Origin of the sequence: Exiguobacterium sp. 8A, assembly GCF_902506275.1 — a bacterium.
Taxonomy (GTDB): Bacteria; Bacillota; Bacilli; order Exiguobacteriales; family Exiguobacteriaceae; genus Exiguobacterium; species Exiguobacterium profundum.
Genome location: NZ_LR733630.1, coordinates 2,216,067 through 2,233,876, shown reverse-complemented (window position 1 = coordinate 2,233,876; position 17,810 = coordinate 2,216,067). Strand labels below are relative to the sequence as shown.

Annotated in this window: 18 protein-coding genes; 3 read left to right on the top strand and 15 right to left on the bottom strand. The window is 46.0% G+C overall.

The features are described 5' to 3' along the window. Window positions 1–30 precede the first annotated feature (30 nt). From GVY42_RS11620 to GVY42_RS11580, 9 genes are all read right to left on the bottom strand, one after another. A complete protein-coding gene (locus GVY42_RS11620) occupies window positions 31–693 on the bottom strand; it encodes an NAD(P)H-dependent oxidoreductase (RefSeq protein WP_078146065.1) in 663 nt (220 codons plus the stop codon). A 16-nt stretch (window positions 694–709) separates the two neighbouring features. Then, entirely contained in the window at window positions 710–1,321 is a 612-nt protein-coding gene (locus GVY42_RS11615) for an SAM-dependent methyltransferase (protein ID WP_078146064.1), read from the bottom strand. After that, window positions 1,318–2,325 carry an ABC transporter permease gene (locus GVY42_RS11610; RefSeq protein WP_159563283.1) on the bottom strand — a complete coding sequence of 336 codons (1,008 nt, stop codon included), beginning with the start codon at window positions 2,323–2,325 and terminating at the stop codon, window positions 1,318–1,320. Before GVY42_RS11610 ends, GVY42_RS11615 begins: the two co-directional genes overlap by 4 nt. Then, window positions 2,322–2,996, bottom strand: coding sequence for an ABC transporter ATP-binding protein (locus GVY42_RS11605; protein WP_078146062.1), 675 nt, complete (start codon window positions 2,994–2,996; stop codon window positions 2,322–2,324). The genes GVY42_RS11610 and GVY42_RS11605 overlap by 4 nt, the downstream gene beginning before the upstream one ends. Window positions 2,997–3,037: 41 nt before the next feature. Continuing rightward, a complete protein-coding gene (locus GVY42_RS11600) occupies window positions 3,038–3,766 on the bottom strand; it encodes a GntR family transcriptional regulator (RefSeq protein WP_074035076.1) in 729 nt (242 codons plus the stop codon). A 79-nt stretch (window positions 3,767–3,845) separates the two neighbouring features. Continuing rightward, the gene (locus GVY42_RS11595; RefSeq protein WP_159563673.1) at window positions 3,846–5,246 is read right to left on the bottom strand and encodes a glycoside hydrolase family 1 protein; all 1,401 of its coding nucleotides are present in this window, start codon (window positions 5,244–5,246) and stop codon (window positions 3,846–3,848) included. A 61-nt stretch (window positions 5,247–5,307) separates the two neighbouring features. After that, the gene (gene celB / locus GVY42_RS11590; RefSeq protein WP_041918122.1) at window positions 5,308–6,615 is read right to left on the bottom strand and encodes a PTS cellobiose transporter subunit IIC; all 1,308 of its coding nucleotides are present in this window, start codon (window positions 6,613–6,615) and stop codon (window positions 5,308–5,310) included. A gap of 23 nt (window positions 6,616–6,638) precedes the next feature. After that, window positions 6,639–6,983, bottom strand: coding sequence for a PTS lactose/cellobiose transporter subunit IIA (locus GVY42_RS11585; RefSeq protein WP_041917964.1), 345 nt, complete (start codon window positions 6,981–6,983; stop codon window positions 6,639–6,641). Window positions 6,984–6,988: 5 nt separating this feature from the next. After that, window positions 6,989–7,285 carry a PTS sugar transporter subunit IIB gene (locus GVY42_RS11580; protein ID WP_015880368.1) on the bottom strand — a complete coding sequence of 99 codons (297 nt, stop codon included), beginning with the start codon at window positions 7,283–7,285 and terminating at the stop codon, window positions 6,989–6,991. 134 nt (window positions 7,286–7,419) lie between these two features. Here GVY42_RS11580 and GVY42_RS11575 point away from each other — a divergent pair, with 134 nt between their 5' ends. Both GVY42_RS11575 and GVY42_RS11570 read left to right on the top strand, forming a co-directional pair. Further along, on the top strand, window positions 7,420–9,207 hold the full coding sequence (locus GVY42_RS11575) for a type I phosphomannose isomerase catalytic subunit (RefSeq protein WP_159563282.1): 1,788 nt from the start codon (window positions 7,420–7,422) through the stop codon (window positions 9,205–9,207). Window positions 9,208–9,395: 188 nt separating this feature from the next. Beyond that, window positions 9,396–9,833 (top strand): hypothetical protein, encoded by a 438-nt coding sequence (locus GVY42_RS11570; RefSeq protein WP_159563281.1) that lies wholly within the window; start codon window positions 9,396–9,398, stop codon window positions 9,831–9,833. 111 nt (window positions 9,834–9,944) lie between these two features. On the opposite strand, the gene GVY42_RS11565 is transcribed toward GVY42_RS11570, so the two are convergent. The 6 genes from GVY42_RS11565 to GVY42_RS11540 all read right to left on the bottom strand — a co-directional run bounded on the left by GVY42_RS11565 (window position 9,945) and on the right by GVY42_RS11540 (window position 17,074). After that, entirely contained in the window at window positions 9,945–11,390 is a 1,446-nt protein-coding gene (locus GVY42_RS11565) for a glycoside hydrolase family 1 protein (protein ID WP_074035082.1), read from the bottom strand. A 16-nt stretch (window positions 11,391–11,406) separates the two neighbouring features. Then, entirely contained in the window at window positions 11,407–13,257 is a 1,851-nt protein-coding gene (locus GVY42_RS11560; RefSeq protein ID WP_159563280.1) for a beta-glucoside-specific PTS transporter subunit IIABC, read from the bottom strand. Window positions 13,258–13,359: 102 nt separating this feature from the next. Continuing rightward, the gene (gene licT, locus GVY42_RS11555; protein WP_159563279.1) at window positions 13,360–14,211 is read right to left on the bottom strand and encodes a BglG family transcription antiterminator LicT; all 852 of its coding nucleotides are present in this window, start codon (window positions 14,209–14,211) and stop codon (window positions 13,360–13,362) included. A gap of 213 nt (window positions 14,212–14,424) precedes the next feature. Then, window positions 14,425–15,168 (bottom strand): AAA family ATPase, encoded by a 744-nt coding sequence (locus tag GVY42_RS11550; RefSeq protein WP_201302273.1) that lies wholly within the window; start codon window positions 15,166–15,168, stop codon window positions 14,425–14,427. After that, window positions 15,159–16,427 carry a cell wall metabolism sensor histidine kinase WalK gene (locus GVY42_RS11545; protein WP_159563278.1) on the bottom strand — a complete coding sequence of 423 codons (1,269 nt, stop codon included), beginning with the start codon at window positions 16,425–16,427 and terminating at the stop codon, window positions 15,159–15,161. Before GVY42_RS11545 ends, GVY42_RS11550 begins: the two co-directional genes overlap by 10 nt. Next, complete coding sequence (locus GVY42_RS11540; RefSeq protein WP_078146057.1) at window positions 16,424–17,074, bottom strand: response regulator transcription factor; 651 nt, start codon at window positions 17,072–17,074, stop codon at window positions 16,424–16,426. Before GVY42_RS11540 ends, GVY42_RS11545 begins: the two co-directional genes overlap by 4 nt. A gap of 143 nt (window positions 17,075–17,217) precedes the next feature. Here GVY42_RS11540 and GVY42_RS11535 point away from each other — a divergent pair, with 143 nt between their 5' ends. Next, on the top strand, window positions 17,218–17,784 hold the full coding sequence (locus GVY42_RS11535; protein ID WP_159563277.1) for a hypothetical protein: 567 nt from the start codon (window positions 17,218–17,220) through the stop codon (window positions 17,782–17,784). Window positions 17,785–17,810 lie beyond the last annotated feature (26 nt).

The following is a 17,810-nucleotide window of genomic DNA, read 5'->3' as shown; positions in this document are numbered from 1 at the left end:
GTTCAATCGCTGAGGCGATTGAACCTTTTTTCATCCGATATATTTGACGACCTCGTTGAAATCACGACGTGTTTTCGGTGCGAAATCACGCGCCCGATATCCGAATGCGACCATGACTGAAAGTGACCATTCGCCTCGTTCCATCACACCTTCTGAGATGAGCAACTCATCGATTTCCTCTTGATTGAACCCTTCAATTGGGCATGAATCGATCTCGATTTGTGCGGCAGCCGTCATCATGTTTCCGAGCGGAATATATGTCTGACGCTTGATCCATTCCTGGAAGACACGCTCATCGTCTAAAAGACGGTAGTCGTCCTCCTGGAACTCCTGTACCCGTTTCACGCGTTGTGCGTATTCTTCTTCCGTCCGGCCCTGTACCCCCGTCACGATATGACGAATATAGTCCGAATCGTAACGCATGGCTTTCGGTGTTCTTGCGAGGATCAATACAAAGTGACTGGCAGTCAGTGCCTGACCTTGCGCTCCCCATGCATGATCTTTAATCTTTTGGAGTAAATCTTCCCGACGCACCACGACGAATTGCCATGGCTCGAATCCGAACGAACTCGGCGAAAGACGTCCCGTCTCTAAGATGAACTCCATGTCCTCTTCTTTGATTTTACGATCCGCATCGAACGCTTTCGTCGCTTGACGCCAACGATATGCCTCTAAAATGTCTTTCTTTTTCATCGTACTCACTCCTCCATCACCAAGATGATTCCATCATATCAAACCGGTAAATCAAAAATCGCTCATGAAGATTCTTCAGCGGGAGTCGAACGGTCTGTACATATTGAAAAGGCGTCTCGTCGTTCAAATAATGGAGGTATTCATCCGCCGGATAATATAGAATCACGTCGACCGGACGAGGGACCGTTTCAACAGATTCGATAATGTTGGCAATCACTTGGCGGAAGACGTTCACCGAGAACGGATTAAAGAAGTAGAATCGATTCGCATCCGGTGGAATCATGAATCCCTCCGCGAATCCCTGTTCCAATTGAACACTTCCCCGATTACGATGTTTCTTCGTATAGCTCATCCAATTTTGAAGTGCCTCCTCATGAAATCCACCGTCCATCTCGACACCAATCGCCCTCACACGAAACGTATACGCTAAATAGAACGGCAGACGTCCTTTTCCCGAACCGAAATCCACGATGGTATCTGTGGACTCTAACGGATACGCATCCCGAAGCAAATCGAGTGCTTCGTAAGGAGTCGGTTCATAACGGTGATATTCGGCTGAGGACGGGAATCCTTGCTGAGGTTTGGCCGTCTCGATTTGTAACAGTTGCTCATACTGCTGTTCGTTCATGATGAACCTCTTTCTTGAATGGATTGAAAGAATGGATGTCGCTCCATTTCTCTCGTGAACGACGTCTGTTCTTGATAGGCGACATACAACAGATAAATCGGAACCACTATTTTGAACCAACTTGGGAGAAGAATCACGCTCGTGATCCCGAGCGGAATGAGTCGAAACCATAAATTCCGATGACTCGGCGTTCTAAAGTACATAAGGAGTGCCATCGTCCGTCTGACGGTGCCGAAGCGATTCGGTCTCGGTCGATACAGGGGACGTTTCCGCTCACTCGTCTTCTCGATGGCTCCTGACGTCGTCAACAGGACACGATCGAATGAGGCACGCTCACGTTCTCCGATTTCAATTTCTCGACCGACACTCGGATGTTTCGACATCCATCCTTCCCCTACGTATAACGCAAATGTGACCATGATGCTTCCGATCAACACACTAAGCAATATCGACTCAATCAATAACGCATACACGCCTACAAAAGCAAGGAGTACGATTAAAAATCGCTTCATGAGATGGGCGTGTCGGAGACGTAGATGATACTGGACCCATACGTGACACCAAGCGAGTAGAAAAAGTGCAGCCCCAAACGCGAGAATCTCGCCCACGTCCCTTCCTTTTACGTATAGAATCGGTGCAAGCAACAGCAGATAGCATCCATATTGAATCACGTGTTGCGTAAGTTGATACCAAACCGAATACCTTTTTAAATCCCGAATCATGCTCCGGTTTGACACAAGGATGAGATCGGCACGCTCAATCCAGACAAACATACGGTCTTGCCACATGAACCATCCAATCAGAAGTGCCCAGAGAAAATAAGGGATGTCACCTAACCAGGGGAAGTTCCCTTCCCAGACTTGCCAGTAGGAATAGCCTGCCCATATTAGAAGAGGAAGGACACCGTATAAAAAAATCGTCCAGTCAACAATCAATCGGACCGTCTTCCATTGCTGTTTTATGTACCGGGAGACACGCATCCAAAACAATCGTTTCGCAATCATCGCATCGCCACATCTTCCATCATGTCAAACAAGGTCATCCCCTCTGTATCGAGCGCTTCACGAATCTCCACTTTCGTCCCACTCGCGAGCAGTTGTCCATCATCAATCCATACGAATCGGTCGCATAATCGCTCGGCCGTATCAAGAACGTGTGTGACTAATAAGACACTTGCCCCCCTCGTACGCTCCGCTTCTAACAGTCGAAGTAACTGAATCGTCGTCGTCGCATCCAATCCGATAAATGGTTCATCGACAATCAATACCCGCGCTTCTTGAATGAGTGCCAATAGAATCATCGCCTTCTGTTTCATCCCTTTTGAAAAAGAGGAGAGATACCGATCGGTCACATGCTCTAACCGGAATAGCTGTAGCAACTCCTCCGTTTTTTCTGTTGAATCGATTCCCGTTAATTCTTGGACGAGTGCAATATGTTCAGATAGCGTCAAATAATCATAGTAGACCGGTTGTTCCGGGATAAACGCATAGCGTTCCATCTCGACCGTTCCCTTCATCCAAGGAATCGTTCCGGTAAGACAGGCGATGGTGGTCGTTTTTCCCGCACCATTCGACCCAATCACCCCTAAAATCTCACCTGCCCGTACATCAAACGAAATGTCTTGGATGACGGGCTCGTTTATCTCGTATCCTGCTTGTTCAATTTTCACATCCACGATGGGTCCTCCTTACGAAAAAGTCGCCATCGCGGCGACTTTTACTTCACAATATTGACCGATGAAAACACAAATTTATCGTATCGATGACGGGCAAACGAATACTCGAACGGTTTCCCGTTACTTAAATAGACCACTTGCTCGACTTCGATAATCGGTTCAGTGATATCATTCTTCAAGTAAGCTTGGTCGTACTCATCCGGTTTATCTGCTCGAATCACTTTATGCGAGCTTGTAATCGTATAACCCAGATCTTCTTGAATATACGCATACACGGATTTTTCCAAAATTTCACGTGTGATTCCTGTAATGAGGTTAGCAACCATGTACGTCAATTCGATGACATACGGCTCATCGTCTACGTAACGCACACGACGTATTTCATAGACCGGTTCTGTCAGCTCAATCATGAGATGATTGGCGACTTCTTGACACGGAAACTTCACCTCAAAATTGAGGACTTCACTTCGTAACGAGCGATCTCCGATTACTTGAGTCAGCCCTCTCGTTTCTTTGCTAATCACGTTGATGCGATCTTTTTGGAAGCTCGACTGTAAAATGAATGTTCCTTTACCACGTTTACGATAAATCAGCCCTTCCATGACGAGAATCTCAAGCGCACGTTTCATCGTCATTCGGCTCACCCCAAACTCTTGGGCCAAATGGATTTCATCAGGTAATGCATGTTCTAGCGGATAAACGTGTTCAATAATTCTTTTACGAATTTCATCAGCAATGGTTTCATATTTCGGTTTTTTCTTAGTAGACATATAGCACCTCATGTATAGACATATATGTACAATATATCAAAAAAAGCTGACAAAGAGTAGTCTTTGTCAGCTTACTTCATTATTCTGTAAAACCATTAGCGTCAATCAACTGTTTAAACCAGTGCCCTGATTTTTTTACAGTACGCTGTTGCGTATCTAAGTCAATACCTACAAATCCATAGCGATTTTTATAAGCATTGCTCCATGACCAATTGTCCATGAACGTCCAAAGATGATAGCCTTTTACGTTCGAACCCTCTTCAATCGCTTGATGCATCCATTTCAGATGTTCGCGAATGAAATCAATTCGATAATCGTCTTGGACACTTCCGTTCTCGTCACGATAACGCTCTTCACCCTCGACACCCATTCCATTCTCTGAAATGAAGCATGGAATATTACCATAGTTTTCTTTTAGATTGATTAATATATCATAGATTCCTTTTTCGTAAATTTCCCATCCACGATATGGATTCATTTTACGTCCAGGCATCTCATAAAAATCAAATAAGTTTTCCGGTAAGAATGGTGCGTCCGGATTCGGCAGTGATGCTTTTGCTTTCACGCGACGCGGCTGGTAATAGTTGATGCCAAGCAGGTCGACTGTATGTTCTCGAATGAGTTCAAGATCGCCTATTTCCATCTGTGGCATCGCATCTTCCGACTTCAGCACTTCTACTAATTCTTGAGGGAACGTGCCTAAAACAGATGGATCGAGGAACGAGCGGTTGAATATCGCATCGGCAATGCGCGCTGCGCTCAAATCAGCTGGGTGCTGACTTCTCGGATATGAGGGTGTCAGATTTAAGATGATCCCGATTTGCCCTGATTGTCCCATGTCACGATACGCTTCGATTGCCATCGCACTCGATAAGATCGAGTGGTACGCTACTTGGACAGCTCGCTTGAAATCAACAACGTTTGGATAATGAAAGTCATATAAATATCCACCCTCTACCGGTACAATCGGTTCATTATGCGTGAACCACTTCTCGACGCGGTCACCAAACAACTCAAAGCATGTCTTCGCAAAGGTGACATATGCCTCCACGACTTCCCGTGACTCCCAACCACCTTGTTCTTGAAGCGCCATCGGCATATCGAAGTGATACAGATTGATGAACGGTTCGATACCATGATCGATTAAGCAATTGATGACATTGTTGTAAAATGTGATTGCCTCTTCATTTACTTCCCCGACACCTTGTGGAAAAAGACGTGACCATGAAATGGAGAAACGGAACGTGTTATGCCCGAGTTCTTTCATCAATGCGATATCTTCTTCATACAAATGATAGAAGTTTGAAGCCTCTGTTGCGCTTATGCCATTGAAAAAGCGATTCGGCTCTTGCATGTACCAGTAATCCCAGATGTTCAATCCTTTTCCACCTTCAAAAGCAGCACCTTCCATCTGTGTAGCAGAAGAAGCCGTTCCCCACCAAAAATCTGTCGGAAATTGATAGGTCTTTTGCTCTTTCATTCGTGTTTGTGTCGGGTTCGTCATCTTTTATCTCTCCCTTATTTCTATTTTCTCTATTTGTTTACACTGCTTCTTGTTTATCTGTTGATTCTTCTAACTCTTTTTTCAAGTTCATGCGGTCGATAAATTTCAAGAACGGGAACCAAATCGCCAAAATAATGAAGAAGTTCACGATTTGAAGAAGACCTCCGGCAAGCGAGTTCGTCGCCATGATACCACTCAAGAACATTGGGACAGTCCATGGAACAGCGACACCCGTTGGTGGTGGGACTAAGCCTGTCGACATCGCGAAGTATGTGACCGTTACCGTCACGAGCGGTGCGACAATCCAAGGAATCATGATGAGCGGGTTCATAACGATTGGAAGTCCGAAGATGACCGGCTCGTTTACGTTGAATAGTCCAGGTCCGAGAGATAGTTTCCCGATTTGTTTCAACTGTTTCGATTTCAAGAACAACAAGATGGCCACGACGACAGCAAGTGTAGATCCGGAACCACCAAGCCCTACCGTGTAAATTTCAATGAACTGTTTACTGATAATGTTCGGAACATCTCCAGTCGAGGTATAAGCCGTCAAGTTCTCCACAGATAATGTGTTCCAAATTGGGTCCATCACCGAGTTGACGATGACCTGACCGTGAAGTCCGAAGAACCAAAATAGCTGAACGAAGAAGATTGCAATCAACGTTGGAATGAGACCATTCCCTAATGTCACAAGCGGTTGCTGAACGACGTTGAAAATGACGTCATGAAGATTCGTATTGAATAAGTTCGTCACGATGATGTTGAATGTTAAAAATACAGTCAAGGTTAATAATGCAGGAACAAGTGCTGAGAATGATTTCGCAACAGCTGGCGGTACTCCATCCGGCATCTTAATCGTCCAGTTCTTTTGAACGACAAATCGATAAATCTCACCGGACAGGAATCCGGTAATCATCGCAAGGAACATCCCTTTCGCTCCAAGGCGATCCAACGGAAGGACATTCCCGACTGCCTCTGACATACCGTCAACTTCAATCAAGAAAGGCGTTAAGAGAAGGAAAGACACGAGCGAGATTGCTCCTCCGAAGACAGCCTCGACTTGATAACTTTTCGATAGATAATACCCGATACCGAAGACGACAAAGATAGACATAATCCCCATCGTTGCAGATGGTGCGTTTCCGAGTGATGTTTTAAATACACTGAGTGTACTCTCGGACATGAAACGGTCGAGGAACGGCAGGTTTGCAATGACGACGATGATTGACCCAAACATGGTAATCGGGAAAGCGAGCATGAATGCATCTCGCAATACTTGTAAATAGCGACTGTTGTTTAAATAGGTCGCCATCGGCATGAGCAGTTTACTGATCATGTTGAACATCTTATTGTCCTGTGACATATGATTCACCCTTCTTGATTAGGATTTACAATCTTTTGTTCGACCATTTCGACCAAACCCGCTGTCAAATCAAGCATTGTTTGCGTAGACATTAAATGGTCCTCTGCATGAAGAAGCAATAAAGAGACGTCTGTTTTTTCTCCATTCGCTTCTCTTTGGATTTGTGAAAAGTGTGTTTGATGTGCTTCTTTTAATTGTCCACGTGCCTCATCAATCTTTTCTTCGAACGTTTCATAAGAACTCGTTTTATACAGTTGAATCGCTTCCTGAATCGTACTTCTCGCATTGCCACTGTGCAAAATCATCATGAATGCCATTTGCTCCAAGGTTAACTCGTCTACCTGTTCCACGTTGTTCACCCCATTAATTTCATCGCTTGTTCGTATGCAGCTTTTCCATTCGCCGTGCCGTATGCCATCATATCGATCACTTCAATCGGTGTTGATGTTTGCGCTTTCAATTTATCCAACAAGAAACGCATTTGTGGACCAATCAAAATCACATCTGCCTCGTCCATCTCGGTTACGACCTGATCTTGACCGACTGCCCAAATCTTCGCCTCATCCCCGATTGATGTGGCATGATCTTTCATCTTCGTTACGAGTAAACTCGTCGACATCCCTGAACTACACGCTAATAAGATTTTCTTCATGTGTCCTCACTCCTTATTTGAAATCGGTTACATGTTTTATTATACACATGATTTATTTCATGTCTATACTTGATTTAAACTTTGTTTAGTTTTTAAATTCATAAGTGTATATCAAATTAACAGGAGGACAGGATATGAGCGCTATTCTTTTAAAACCACACTATCAACAGCGACTTTGGGGAGGGGAGCGTCTGAAGCAATTTGGTTTCGATTTCAATGACCCTTCGATCGGTGAAGCTTGGACGGCTTCTGCATTAGAAAAAGGTAGTTCAGCCGTTGCTTCCGGACCCTACGTTGGTCTTTCTTTGCGTGAACTCTATCAACAATATCCAGAGTTGTTTCAAATTAAAGCGGATGTGTTTCCGCTACTGATTAAATGGATTGATGCGAACGATGATTTGTCTATTCAAGTTCATCCTGATGATTCGTTAGCGGAACAACTCGAAAACGAATCATATGGAAAAAATGAGTGTTGGTATATTCTCGATGCTCCAGCAAATGCGACACTCATTTATGGTCACTCCTATGCCACCTCAGAAGACTTCAACAAAGCGCTTGAAACAGGCGATTTGGAAAACGGCTTGATACGAAAATCGATTCATGCCGGTGATTTTTTCTATGTCCCAGCTGGAACGGTCCATGCATTGACAAAAGGGGTATGCGTACTGGAAATTCAACAAAGTTCGGACACAACCTATCGTCTATATGATTACGAGCGACTGGATGTGACGACCGGTCGTCCACGTGAACTTCACGTAGAAAAGGGCATTCTCGCTTCTTTCGTCCCTCACCTTGGCTATAGTGAACCAATCCGTCAACTCGATCACTTTCGAACACGTTTGACGAAGAATCCATTCTTCTTCGTGGAAAAATGGCATGTTACAGCGAAAGAAAAAATTTCGACCGACACGTTCCGGTTACTATCTGTCGTGCAAGGAACATTAATCATTGATGAGATGGAAGTACCTACGGGCGGTACACTCCTTCTCCCGGCCAATGAGTCGTTCTTGATTGAGGGAGAAGCGATTTGTCTAGTGACTGGTGTTCCTTCCGATGAAAAACAAGCTGTCCGAATCGGGATTGATTTAGGAGGGACGAACACTCGGATTGCGGCTGTTTCACTCAAAGGTGAAGTACTGAAACAACTCACGTTTAACACGCAGCCTCAACTTCCTTTCGAAGAGACACTAAAATCTATTGAGACTGCGATTAATCAATTCAATGTTGAATTCGATATCCAGCATGTTGGAATTGTGGCTCCCGGTCCACTCGATTTGAAACAAGGGATGTTTTTAACGCCTCCAAACCTCCCGAATTGGCACAATCAAAAAATCGTTGAGCCTTTAACACAGCGCCTCGGCTTTTCTGTCACCCTTGAAAACGATGCGAATGCGGCAGCTCTCGCAGAAGCCAAATTTGGGGCAGGAAAAGGTTTCAATGCTGTTTTTTATGTAACAGTCAGCACTGGAATCGGTGGCGGTTATGTCTATAAACATCAAATCATTCGAGGGGCGAACGGCAGTGCCGGTGAAATCGGAAATATGATTATCCGTTCGAACGGACCAGTTCACCCTGTACTGAATCGAGGCTCTCTCGAATCACTCGCAAGTGGTACCGCGCTCATGAGTCGCGCAAGCGAAAAAGGATATACAAACGTCCCTTCGCTATTATCAGATGACGAGTACCGCCATCACTTCGTCGAGGAACTGGCTAGCGGACTAGCTAACATCATTCATACCGTCGATCCTGATATGATTGTATTAGGAGGCGGCGTCATGATGTCGGCCTCATTATTTTGGAACGAATTACAACAAGCAGTCTCGAATAAAATGTATCCACATGCTAGTGGAAAAACGCGTCTCTGCCTCACTCAATTGTCAGGAGATGCGGGTGTGATCGGCGCTGCCTTTGTCGAAGCATAATGAGGTTTGAAAAAAACGGACATTCACGATGAATGTCCGTTTTTTTCGTATACAGAAATGTGAAATAAATCAACATTATACTTTGCGAATCATCTACAGTTTCTTTTCTAGATTGAGTTAGATTCGTTTACTTTAGCGTGGTAACGTGAAATGATAATGATAACAACTCTTTAAAGTGAGGTGACGGTGTGTCTACCACAGAGCACGAACAAGCGACATCTATTTTGCATCACCTCTTTACCGCCTCTTCTTTTGTCGGAATCGATTTCGGTTCTGGTCCGAACCATCATCTTCTCTATTTCAGTCGTCAAGGACTGGAATCTTGGATCTCCATCGAGGGACCGTGGCATGTCCATGCGACGCAAAATACGTTTGACGAAGGTGAACAACTCGAACAGCTCATGCGCTTAAGAAGAGAGCGCATCCATCAAGTACTCCTCGGTGACGAACACCCCCACCTCGAACTGGAATTTGAATCCGGATCCCTTCTCTTCATCAATGGATATCAAGAACACTTTGAGTGCTGGCAAGCAGGGGACGCGAGACCACTTGGTGGAGACGCCTATCTGTTGGTCGCGATGCCACAAGGGGAGCTCGCAATCTTTGCGGATGGAGACGACGAATGAACACTTGGATGGAAATTATCTTGTATATGTTGATTGCTGGGGGCATTAGTCTCGCGATCATCTTATTGCGAAAAATCACGAAAGCATGAAAAAGCGGCCGAGGCCGCTTTTTCATTTGACTGATTCTTCTTCGTATAAGCTCGCACCTTGTGAACGAATCACCTCTTGATACCAGAAGAACGACTCTTTCCGTTTTCGTTCTAACGTACCGGTACCGTCGTCATGTCGATCCACGTAAATGAAACCATACCGTTTGCTGTACTCACCTGTCGAGGCACTCACTAAATCGATACACCCCCAACTCGTGTATCCCATCACTTCGACTCCATCGTCGATTGCATCCATCATCCCTTTCAAGTGATCACGTAAGTAATCGATGCGATAGTCATCATGAATCGTTCCGTCCGACTCAATTTTGTCATAAGCACCTAGCCCGTTTTCAACGATGAATAATGGGAGCTCATAACGCTCATATAACTTGTTCAAGATGACGCGGAGTCCTGTCGGATCAATTTCCCATCCCCAGTCACTCGCCTGTAAGTATGGATTCTTGACCCCGCTCATAATATTACCTTCCGCCTCATCCTGACCTTTTTCAGCCTTTTCAGTGCGCGACATGTAGTAACTGAGTGAGAAGAAGTCGACAGTATTCTCTTTGAGGATATCAAGGTCGCCATCTTCCATGGCGAGTTCAATGCCATTGTCTCGGAAGAATCGTTTCGCAAAGCTCGGATATTTGCCGCGTACATGGACGTCTCCGCAGAAGAAGTTCATCATCCGTTCTGCATCGTGAGCATACCAAACATCATCCGGGTTTGAACTATACGGATAAACCGGAGCCGCAATGAGCATACATCCGATTTGCATCGATGGGTCAATCTCTCTGGCCGCCTTTGTCGCAAGGGCACTTGCGACCAGTTGGTGATGCAATCCTTGATAGGTGAGCTGTAACGTATTCTCTTCTTCCCGAACCGCAATCCCTAGACTGAGCATCGGCATGAACTGTGCCCCGTTGATTTCGTTGAACGTCAACCAGTATTTGACCTTCCCTTTATAACGTTCGAACAAGACACGACTGTATCGTTCAAAGTATGTGACTAAGCGACGGTCTCGCCATCCCCCATAATGCTTCGCAAGATGTAGGGGCATCTCATAGTGGGAGATGGTCACGAGTGGTTCAATGCCTTGGGCGACTAATTCATCGATCACACGATCATAGAATTGGAGTCCCTCCTCATTCGGTTCCACTTCATCTCCGTTCGGGAAAATTCGTGACCACGCAATTGACATGCGGAACGTCTTGAATCCCATTTCCTTAAAGAGGGCAATATCTTCTTTATAACGATGATAGAAGTCGATTCCTTCATGGTTCGGGTATGAATACTCTTCATGTAATTCAAAATCAAACGTCGGATCATGGATAATCTTCATTCGCTGTTTTCCGCCTGGCATCACGTCAGCAATCGAAAGTCCTTTACCACCTTCTTGATAACCACCTTCTAACTGATTGGCCGCAGTAGCCCCGCCCCATAGAAATTCACTTGATACTTGTTTCATACTGTCTCCTCCTTTGTTATACAATGACACGCAATACGCCATGATTGGCTTCAACCACACCTGTGTAAACCGGTAAGACATCGAGATAATGTTCGGTGTTTGTTACGATAATCGGGGTGATGGTGTCATACCCTTCACGAGCGATAGCATCTATATCGAATCGGACGAGCAGTTCTCCTTCTGTCACTTTCTGACCGTCCGTAACGACCGTTTCAAAATACTGTCCATTTAGCTTGACCGTATCTAATCCAATGTGAATCAATACTTCCACACCTGTATCAGATCGAAGACCGATTGCATGCTTCGATGGATAGACCGTGACGATTTCTCCGTCAAACGGTGCATATACCGCGCCTTCTGAAGGCATGATCGCAATCCCTTTCCCCATCGCCCCGCTTGAGAACACTTCATCACGAACCGATTCAAGCGACACGACTTCTCCTTTCAATGGAGCCGATACAGGAAAGCCGACTTGTTCAGAGATTGATTGTACAACCACTTTTTCTGTCGACTCGACGGCCGTTTCTTCTTTGTGGAAGACCATCGTCAAGACGAGAGCGACTACTGTTGCAACCGCCATTCCGATAAATGCTCCATAGAAGGCTAAATCGACACCCGTTGGAGGAATCATGACTGGGATGCTAAAGATTCCGAGGCCTCCCATCGCATAAGCCGCCGTACCGAACAAACCTCCTACGACACCACCAGCCGCTCCACCCACAACCCCAAACACAAATGGTTTTTTACGGGGAAGCGTCAAGCCATAGATAGCCGGCTCCGTAATTCCAAACACACCTGCAATCGTGGAAGATGTTCCTAACCCTTTCACTTTCGGGTTTTTGGCTTTTAAGGTAATCGCTAGAACTGCCCCTACTTGACCGAACGTGGCCATCAATACACCGACAACAATCGTATCCGTACCAACAACCGATAAGTTATTGATGATAATTGGTACAAGTCCCCAATGGAGACCGAACATGACAAGCACTTGCCAGAACGCACCGATGAACGCGATGGCGATGGTTGGGCTCAACTCATACAAGAACGAGTAACCATTCGCTAAACCTTGACTCGCATACGTCGCAACTGGTCCAATTGCTAAAAACGTCAACGGGACAACGAGTAACAACGCCATCATCGGTGTTGTGAAGTTTCGTACAGCTTCATGCGTATGACGGTTAAAGAATGTTTCGACTTTTGAAGAAACGTATGTTGCCAAAATAATCGGGATAACCGAAGACGCATAACTCATTAAAACGACAGGCACATTGAGGAACGTCAAGGCCTCCCCGGCTCCTTGAATGGCCACAATCGATGGATAGACAAGCGCCCCACCGATAATCATCCCAATATACGGGTTCCCACCAAATTTCTTAGCCGCCGAATGTCCTAAGATCACGGGTAGGAAGTAAAATAGTGCATCCGCCGCGGCATTCAAGACGACATATGTGCCCATTTCTTCTGTCAATAGTCCAAACGCGACAAGGATGGCGAGTAACCCTTTCAACAGACCACTACCTGCCATCGGTCCGAGAATCGGCGTAAAGATTCCAGCAATCACATCAATCAATCGGTTGAATACTCCTGATTTTTCTTCATCATCAGTCGAAGATGTCTGGAAACCACCAACATCGACAACCTCTTTGTAGACGTATGGTACATTGTTCCCGATGACGACTTGAAATTGTCCTCCACTTTGAACAACCGTGATGATGCCATCTTGTTCCTTCAGCGTAGTCGCATTTGCCTTTGATTCATCTTTTAATTTGAAACGCAGTCGTGTCGCACAGTGAAAGACACTTTTGACGTTATCTTTCCCACCGACATGCTGCACAATCGTCTCTGCCAGTTGTTTATATTGGTCCATCTTATTCACTCCTCATGTTTTTGGATAAAAAGAAAAACCTAAATCACTACACAAATAAAGGTGTAGTCATTTAGGTTTGGCCTGCGTCATCAGTAACCATCCTTAGGATCGACGTTCTTTCATTAAGTTTTCGATATGAATCATCATATACAGCCGTTCGTCCATCGATACATCATAACGATATTTCGTCGCAATCAATCCAGCGATTTTTTCAACGCATTCGAACGCTTCCGGATATCTCTGCTTCACCATCAAGAACAAGGTTTCGTCACCTGTGGACTTGACCTTTTCCCCCGACGCGAGGCGCTGCACAAAGTACTTTAAATGAGTCAAAAATCGAGAATAGGCGTATGACTCTTCATCCAGCTCGATTTGAAAATGATACGTGATAATGGTCAAAATGGCTTGGGTGGCTTTTGTCATCTCCGTTACGAGATGCAGGTTTTCACCTTTCACACCAGACATCGTCGCATTGACGAGATGTAAGGCAATCGCAACGGCCTCATCTTCATCCAGGTTGACCTCGTGTTGCGCATTGATCAATTTTACCGCTTCTTTGCCGACAGCGAACTCTGGAGCATAAAATCGTTTCACTTCCCAAACGAGAGGGTTACGAATCTGGATTCCATCCTGATACCGACTAAGCGCGAAATGAAGGTGGTCCGCTAGCGTCACGTAGAGCGAATCATGAATAGGTTGTTTTAATCGCTCTTCGGCTAATTTGACAATCTGTTTCACCGTCTCCATCTCATCCGTCGGCATTTCATTTAAAAAGTGAACGAAACGCTCATAGCTTTCTTTACTCTCGAGCGTAAAGATTTTTTCGATTCGCGTCTGGTCAATCGGATCGCCTGGCCGTTTTTGAAATGCAATCCCGCGCCCCATCACGACCTGTTCTTGACCGTTCGCATCAATTGCTACGACGTTATTATTGAACACTTTTGAAATCTGCATGGTCTCCTCACCTCACTCTCATTCGACTGAACTAAAAAGAAAAAAACCTAAATTCACACCAACGTCCAACATACAGTCGTGGCGTCAATTTAGGTTTTGCCTGCATCACCAGTAACAATCCTAAAGTGGATTTTCTTCTTTTCGATATAAGCATACTCCCTATAAATCTTGACGTCAACATAAAAAGTAAACCGCTTACATCGTGACCGTTTTTTACTCTTCAAACAAGATTCGCTGCATCCGTTCCGGTGCCTGTAAATAGTCACGCATCACCCTCACGTGTTCGAGGTCGTCAAACGACGTCGGGGAGAGTCCCGTTTCCACTTGTAAAATCATCGCACCCGGATACGACATCAAGATGGGTGAATGACTCGCGATGATAAATTGACTCCCGGACTGGACAAGTTCATGCATGCGTGCGAGCATCGTCAGTTGGCGCATCGGAGACAATGCGGCCTCTGGCTCATCCAAAATGTAGAGACCATCTCCACGAAATCGGTGTAGCATGAGGGAGAGAAACGCTTCACCGTGTGATTGTTCATGAAGGGAACGCCCACCATACGACTCATAAAATCGTTCAAGATCAGGACCTGATTTCGCCATTTCGTCCACATAACTCGACAGCTGGTATGCCGTTTCAGCACGTAAGAAAAAACCATCTTTCGGACGATACGGGCCTCGAATCGGACGAAGCGCTTCATACAAGGAACTATGCGTCGACTCTGTTTCAAATTGGAAGGAAGGTGCCCCGCCTTCTGGATTGAATCCGGCCGCCACGGCCATCCCTTCAATCAACGTCGATTTCCCGCTCCCATTCTCCCCGACAAGAAACGTGACTGGATGATGAAACGATAGTTCATCGAGTGTCTGAAAAATCGGTAACGTATACGGATAGCCTGTCGAACGGATTCGTTCCCTCTCTAACCGTACCCCACGCAAAAATAAAGTCATGTCCATTCGATCCAAAATGTTGCCCCCTTATCTGAATCGACGCCATAAGAAAGTCCTTGTGCGTCAAGAAGTAATTTCGTGATAGCGAGACCTAAACCATGGCCGTTGGAGCGATCTCCTTTCACATACATATCCCATATCGCATGCTGAATGGAAGGATCAACCCCGTTTCCTTCGTCGGTCACTTCTAATCGCTTCGGGGTTAGAGTGATGGTGATTCTTCCCCCGACAGGGCTCGCCTCATACGCATTGCTTATGAAATTTGAGAGCACTCGTTCCATCGCCAATCGATCAGCTTGGATTGATACCGTTTCGAGTCGGAGGTCGAGTGTCACGTCTTTTTGTCGGAACAACTCAGACATGCGTGGCGTCAACCGACGAACCAATTCATCCAGTTGAATCGATTCCATTTCAAGTGGAATCGAACCTGCGGACAATTTAGAGTATTCGAGCATCTGATTGACGAGTCGGTCAATCCGGTCCACTTCCTCGGTAATGCTTTTACCGGTTGTGGCCATCTCTGTTTCATGGACGACACCGAGCTCTAATAGTTCCGCCTCGTTTCGAACGATAGCGAGCGGTGTACGCACATCGTGTGTGACCCCAGAGATAAATGATTTTTGAAGCGCCTCTTTTTCTTGAAGTGACGTGTTCATCTGTCCGATGGTGACGGTCAAATCCCCAATCTCATCGTTCGTCACGCTCGGCAAGCTAATATCGTGTCGCCCCTCCATAATGGATGCGGTCGCTTGTTTCAACTCGACGAGCGGTTGCGTGAGCCGACGACTCATCCAATACGTGACAGCGATTGCGACAAGTAGGGCCAGAATAAACCCACCCGCTAAGATGAGGTAGATTTGCTGGAATTGTGGATTTGAAAACGGAACGGGACTATATGTCACGATTTGAATGTCCCCTTCTTCTTTCAGATACGTCAAGAAGCGGGTACCATTTACACCCACTTCGTCCTGAATCGCTAAATCATTCGGATCGAGGTTGATTGGCATCATGCGATGCATCCGTCCGCCTCGTTCGAACTCGATACGCTGCCCATTTTGAAATACAAGCACGTCAAGTTGCCCCGGGATTCCACGGCTCTCTTGAATGGCTTCATACACAATCGCCGCCTCGCGCTCCAATTGTGCGTACGTCTCCTCTTCTGCGAAGCGTCCAATCAATAATGACGTGAGTCCGAATGTTAAAAGTGCCATCACTGCAAGTGGTAGAATGGCCGTCCAAAGTAACTTCTTCATTAATCGATTCATGACAGTTCCTCTAATCGATAACCGACCCGGTGCACCGTCTTCAACTGTTCTTTCAAGGTCGGCGATTTGTCACGCAGTTGTTTAATGTGGGTGTCGACCGTTCGTGTATCTCCGACGAATGCGTAGTCCCACACCTCATCGAGCAAACGGTTCCGGTCTAACGCCTCCCCGACATGTTTCCAAAGATACAGTAACAACTCATACTCTTTGTTCGTTAATCGAAGCGGATGTCCGTTCTCTTGTACCATTCTCGATTTGACGTCGATGGTGAGCGTTCCAAATTGAATCATATCGGTTTGTTTGACGAGACGTTTCAGTCGAATCTCCAACTCTTTTAAAACGATGGGTTTGACTAAATAATCGTCTGCGCCAAGTTCCAATCCGAACACGCGATCATCCGCCTCACCACGAGCCGTCGTCAGAATAATAGCAGGTGCGGGCTGTTGCGCTTTTAATGTCGGAATCAAGGTCCAACCTTCTCCGTCAGGGAGTCGAACATCCAATAAAACTGCATCAAACCGTTGATGCAACTGTTGTTTCGCCTCACTCAAAGTCATCGCCACGGTCACCTCAAATCCGGAATATGTTAAAAAGCGGGACATGCCGTCCGCCAGTTTTAGTTCATCTTCCACAACGAGTACGTTCATCTCATATCGCCTCCACATCCATTATATCGTACCCATCAAACGTCCCACCGTTTCCCAAAGACAATTTGCAGAAATCTTGCAACTCCCTCACAACTTCCGAAGCGTTCAGTCCTACACTTGAAGTAACAAAGGAGGAGATACACATGAAATCAACAAAACTCGCAATCGCCTTAGCCGGTCTATTGGTCGTCTCAGGCACAGGCGTATATGCCGCGACGAATGACACGACGACTGATGAATCGACAACGACAGCATCCACACAATGCGAACGTGGTGAACGAGGTCCTGGCATGTTCGGTGATCGGGAAGCGGGTCATGCCGCTCTCATCGAAGCGCTCGGTTTAACGCAAGAAGAAGTGGATGCGGCTCGCGAAAACGGGCAATCTCTCCCTGAACTCGCAGAAGAAAAAGGGATTTCAATTGAAGCGTTCATCGACGCGATCATGACGTCCCATGAAGAAAAACTCGCAACCGCTGTGGAAGAAGGAAACTTGACGCAAGAAGACGCGGATCAAATCCTTGCGGACCACGAAGAACGGTTTGCCGATGTGACAAGTTACGATGACTTGGAAGATATTCGTGGTATGCGCGGTGGACGTGAAGGTGGTCGCCATGGTCACGGTCCACACCATGACGACTCAACTTCTTCAGATGACGATGCTTCAACAGAGAGCGACAGCAACGTAGAAAATCAAAGCAATAGCTTATAAGTCAAAAGGGCAGCCACTCGCGGTGG

What these genes read in the sequence shown, in the direction of transcription:
- GVY42_RS11620 (WP_078146065.1), bottom strand. Translation starts at nt 693, where the DNA reads ATGAAAAAGAAAGACATTTTAGAGGCATATCGTTGGCGTCAAGCGACG.
- GVY42_RS11615 (WP_078146064.1), bottom strand. Translation starts at nt 1,321, where the DNA reads ATGAACGAACAGCAGTATGAGCAACTGTTACAAATCGAGACGGCCAAA.
- GVY42_RS11610 (WP_159563283.1), bottom strand. Translation starts at nt 2,325, where the DNA reads ATGATTGCGAAACGATTGTTTTGGATGCGTGTCTCCCGGTACATAAAA.
- GVY42_RS11600 (WP_074035076.1), bottom strand. Translation starts at nt 3,766, where the DNA reads ATGTCTACTAAGAAAAAACCGAAATATGAAACCATTGCTGATGAAATT.
- GVY42_RS11595 (WP_159563673.1), bottom strand. Translation starts at nt 5,246, where the DNA reads ATGAAAGAGCAAAAGACCTATCAATTTCCGACAGATTTTTGGTGGGGA.
- celB (WP_041918122.1), bottom strand. Translation starts at nt 6,615, where the DNA reads ATGTTCAACATGATCAGTAAACTGCTCATGCCGATGGCGACCTATTTA.
- GVY42_RS11580 (WP_015880368.1), bottom strand. Translation starts at nt 7,285, where the DNA reads ATGAAGAAAATCTTATTAGCGTGTAGTTCAGGGATGTCGACGAGTTTA.
- GVY42_RS11575 (WP_159563282.1), top strand. Translation starts at nt 7,420, where the DNA reads ATGAGCGCTATTCTTTTAAAACCACACTATCAACAGCGACTTTGGGGA.
- GVY42_RS11565 (WP_074035082.1), bottom strand. Translation starts at nt 11,390, where the DNA reads ATGAAACAAGTATCAAGTGAATTTCTATGGGGCGGGGCTACTGCGGCC.
- GVY42_RS11560 (WP_159563280.1), bottom strand. Translation starts at nt 13,257, where the DNA reads ATGGACCAATATAAACAACTGGCAGAGACGATTGTGCAGCATGTCGGT.
- licT (WP_159563279.1), bottom strand. Translation starts at nt 14,211, where the DNA reads ATGCAGATTTCAAAAGTGTTCAATAATAACGTCGTAGCAATTGATGCG.
- GVY42_RS11550 (WP_201302273.1), bottom strand. Translation starts at nt 15,168, where the DNA reads ATGGACATGACTTTATTTTTGCGTGGGGTACGGTTAGAGAGGGAACGA.
- GVY42_RS11545 (WP_159563278.1), bottom strand. Translation starts at nt 16,427, where the DNA reads ATGAATCGATTAATGAAGAAGTTACTTTGGACGGCCATTCTACCACTT.
- GVY42_RS11540 (WP_078146057.1), bottom strand. Translation starts at nt 17,074, where the DNA reads ATGAACGTACTCGTTGTGGAAGATGAACTAAAACTGGCGGACGGCATG.
- GVY42_RS11535 (WP_159563277.1), top strand. Translation starts at nt 17,218, where the DNA reads ATGAAATCAACAAAACTCGCAATCGCCTTAGCCGGTCTATTGGTCGTC.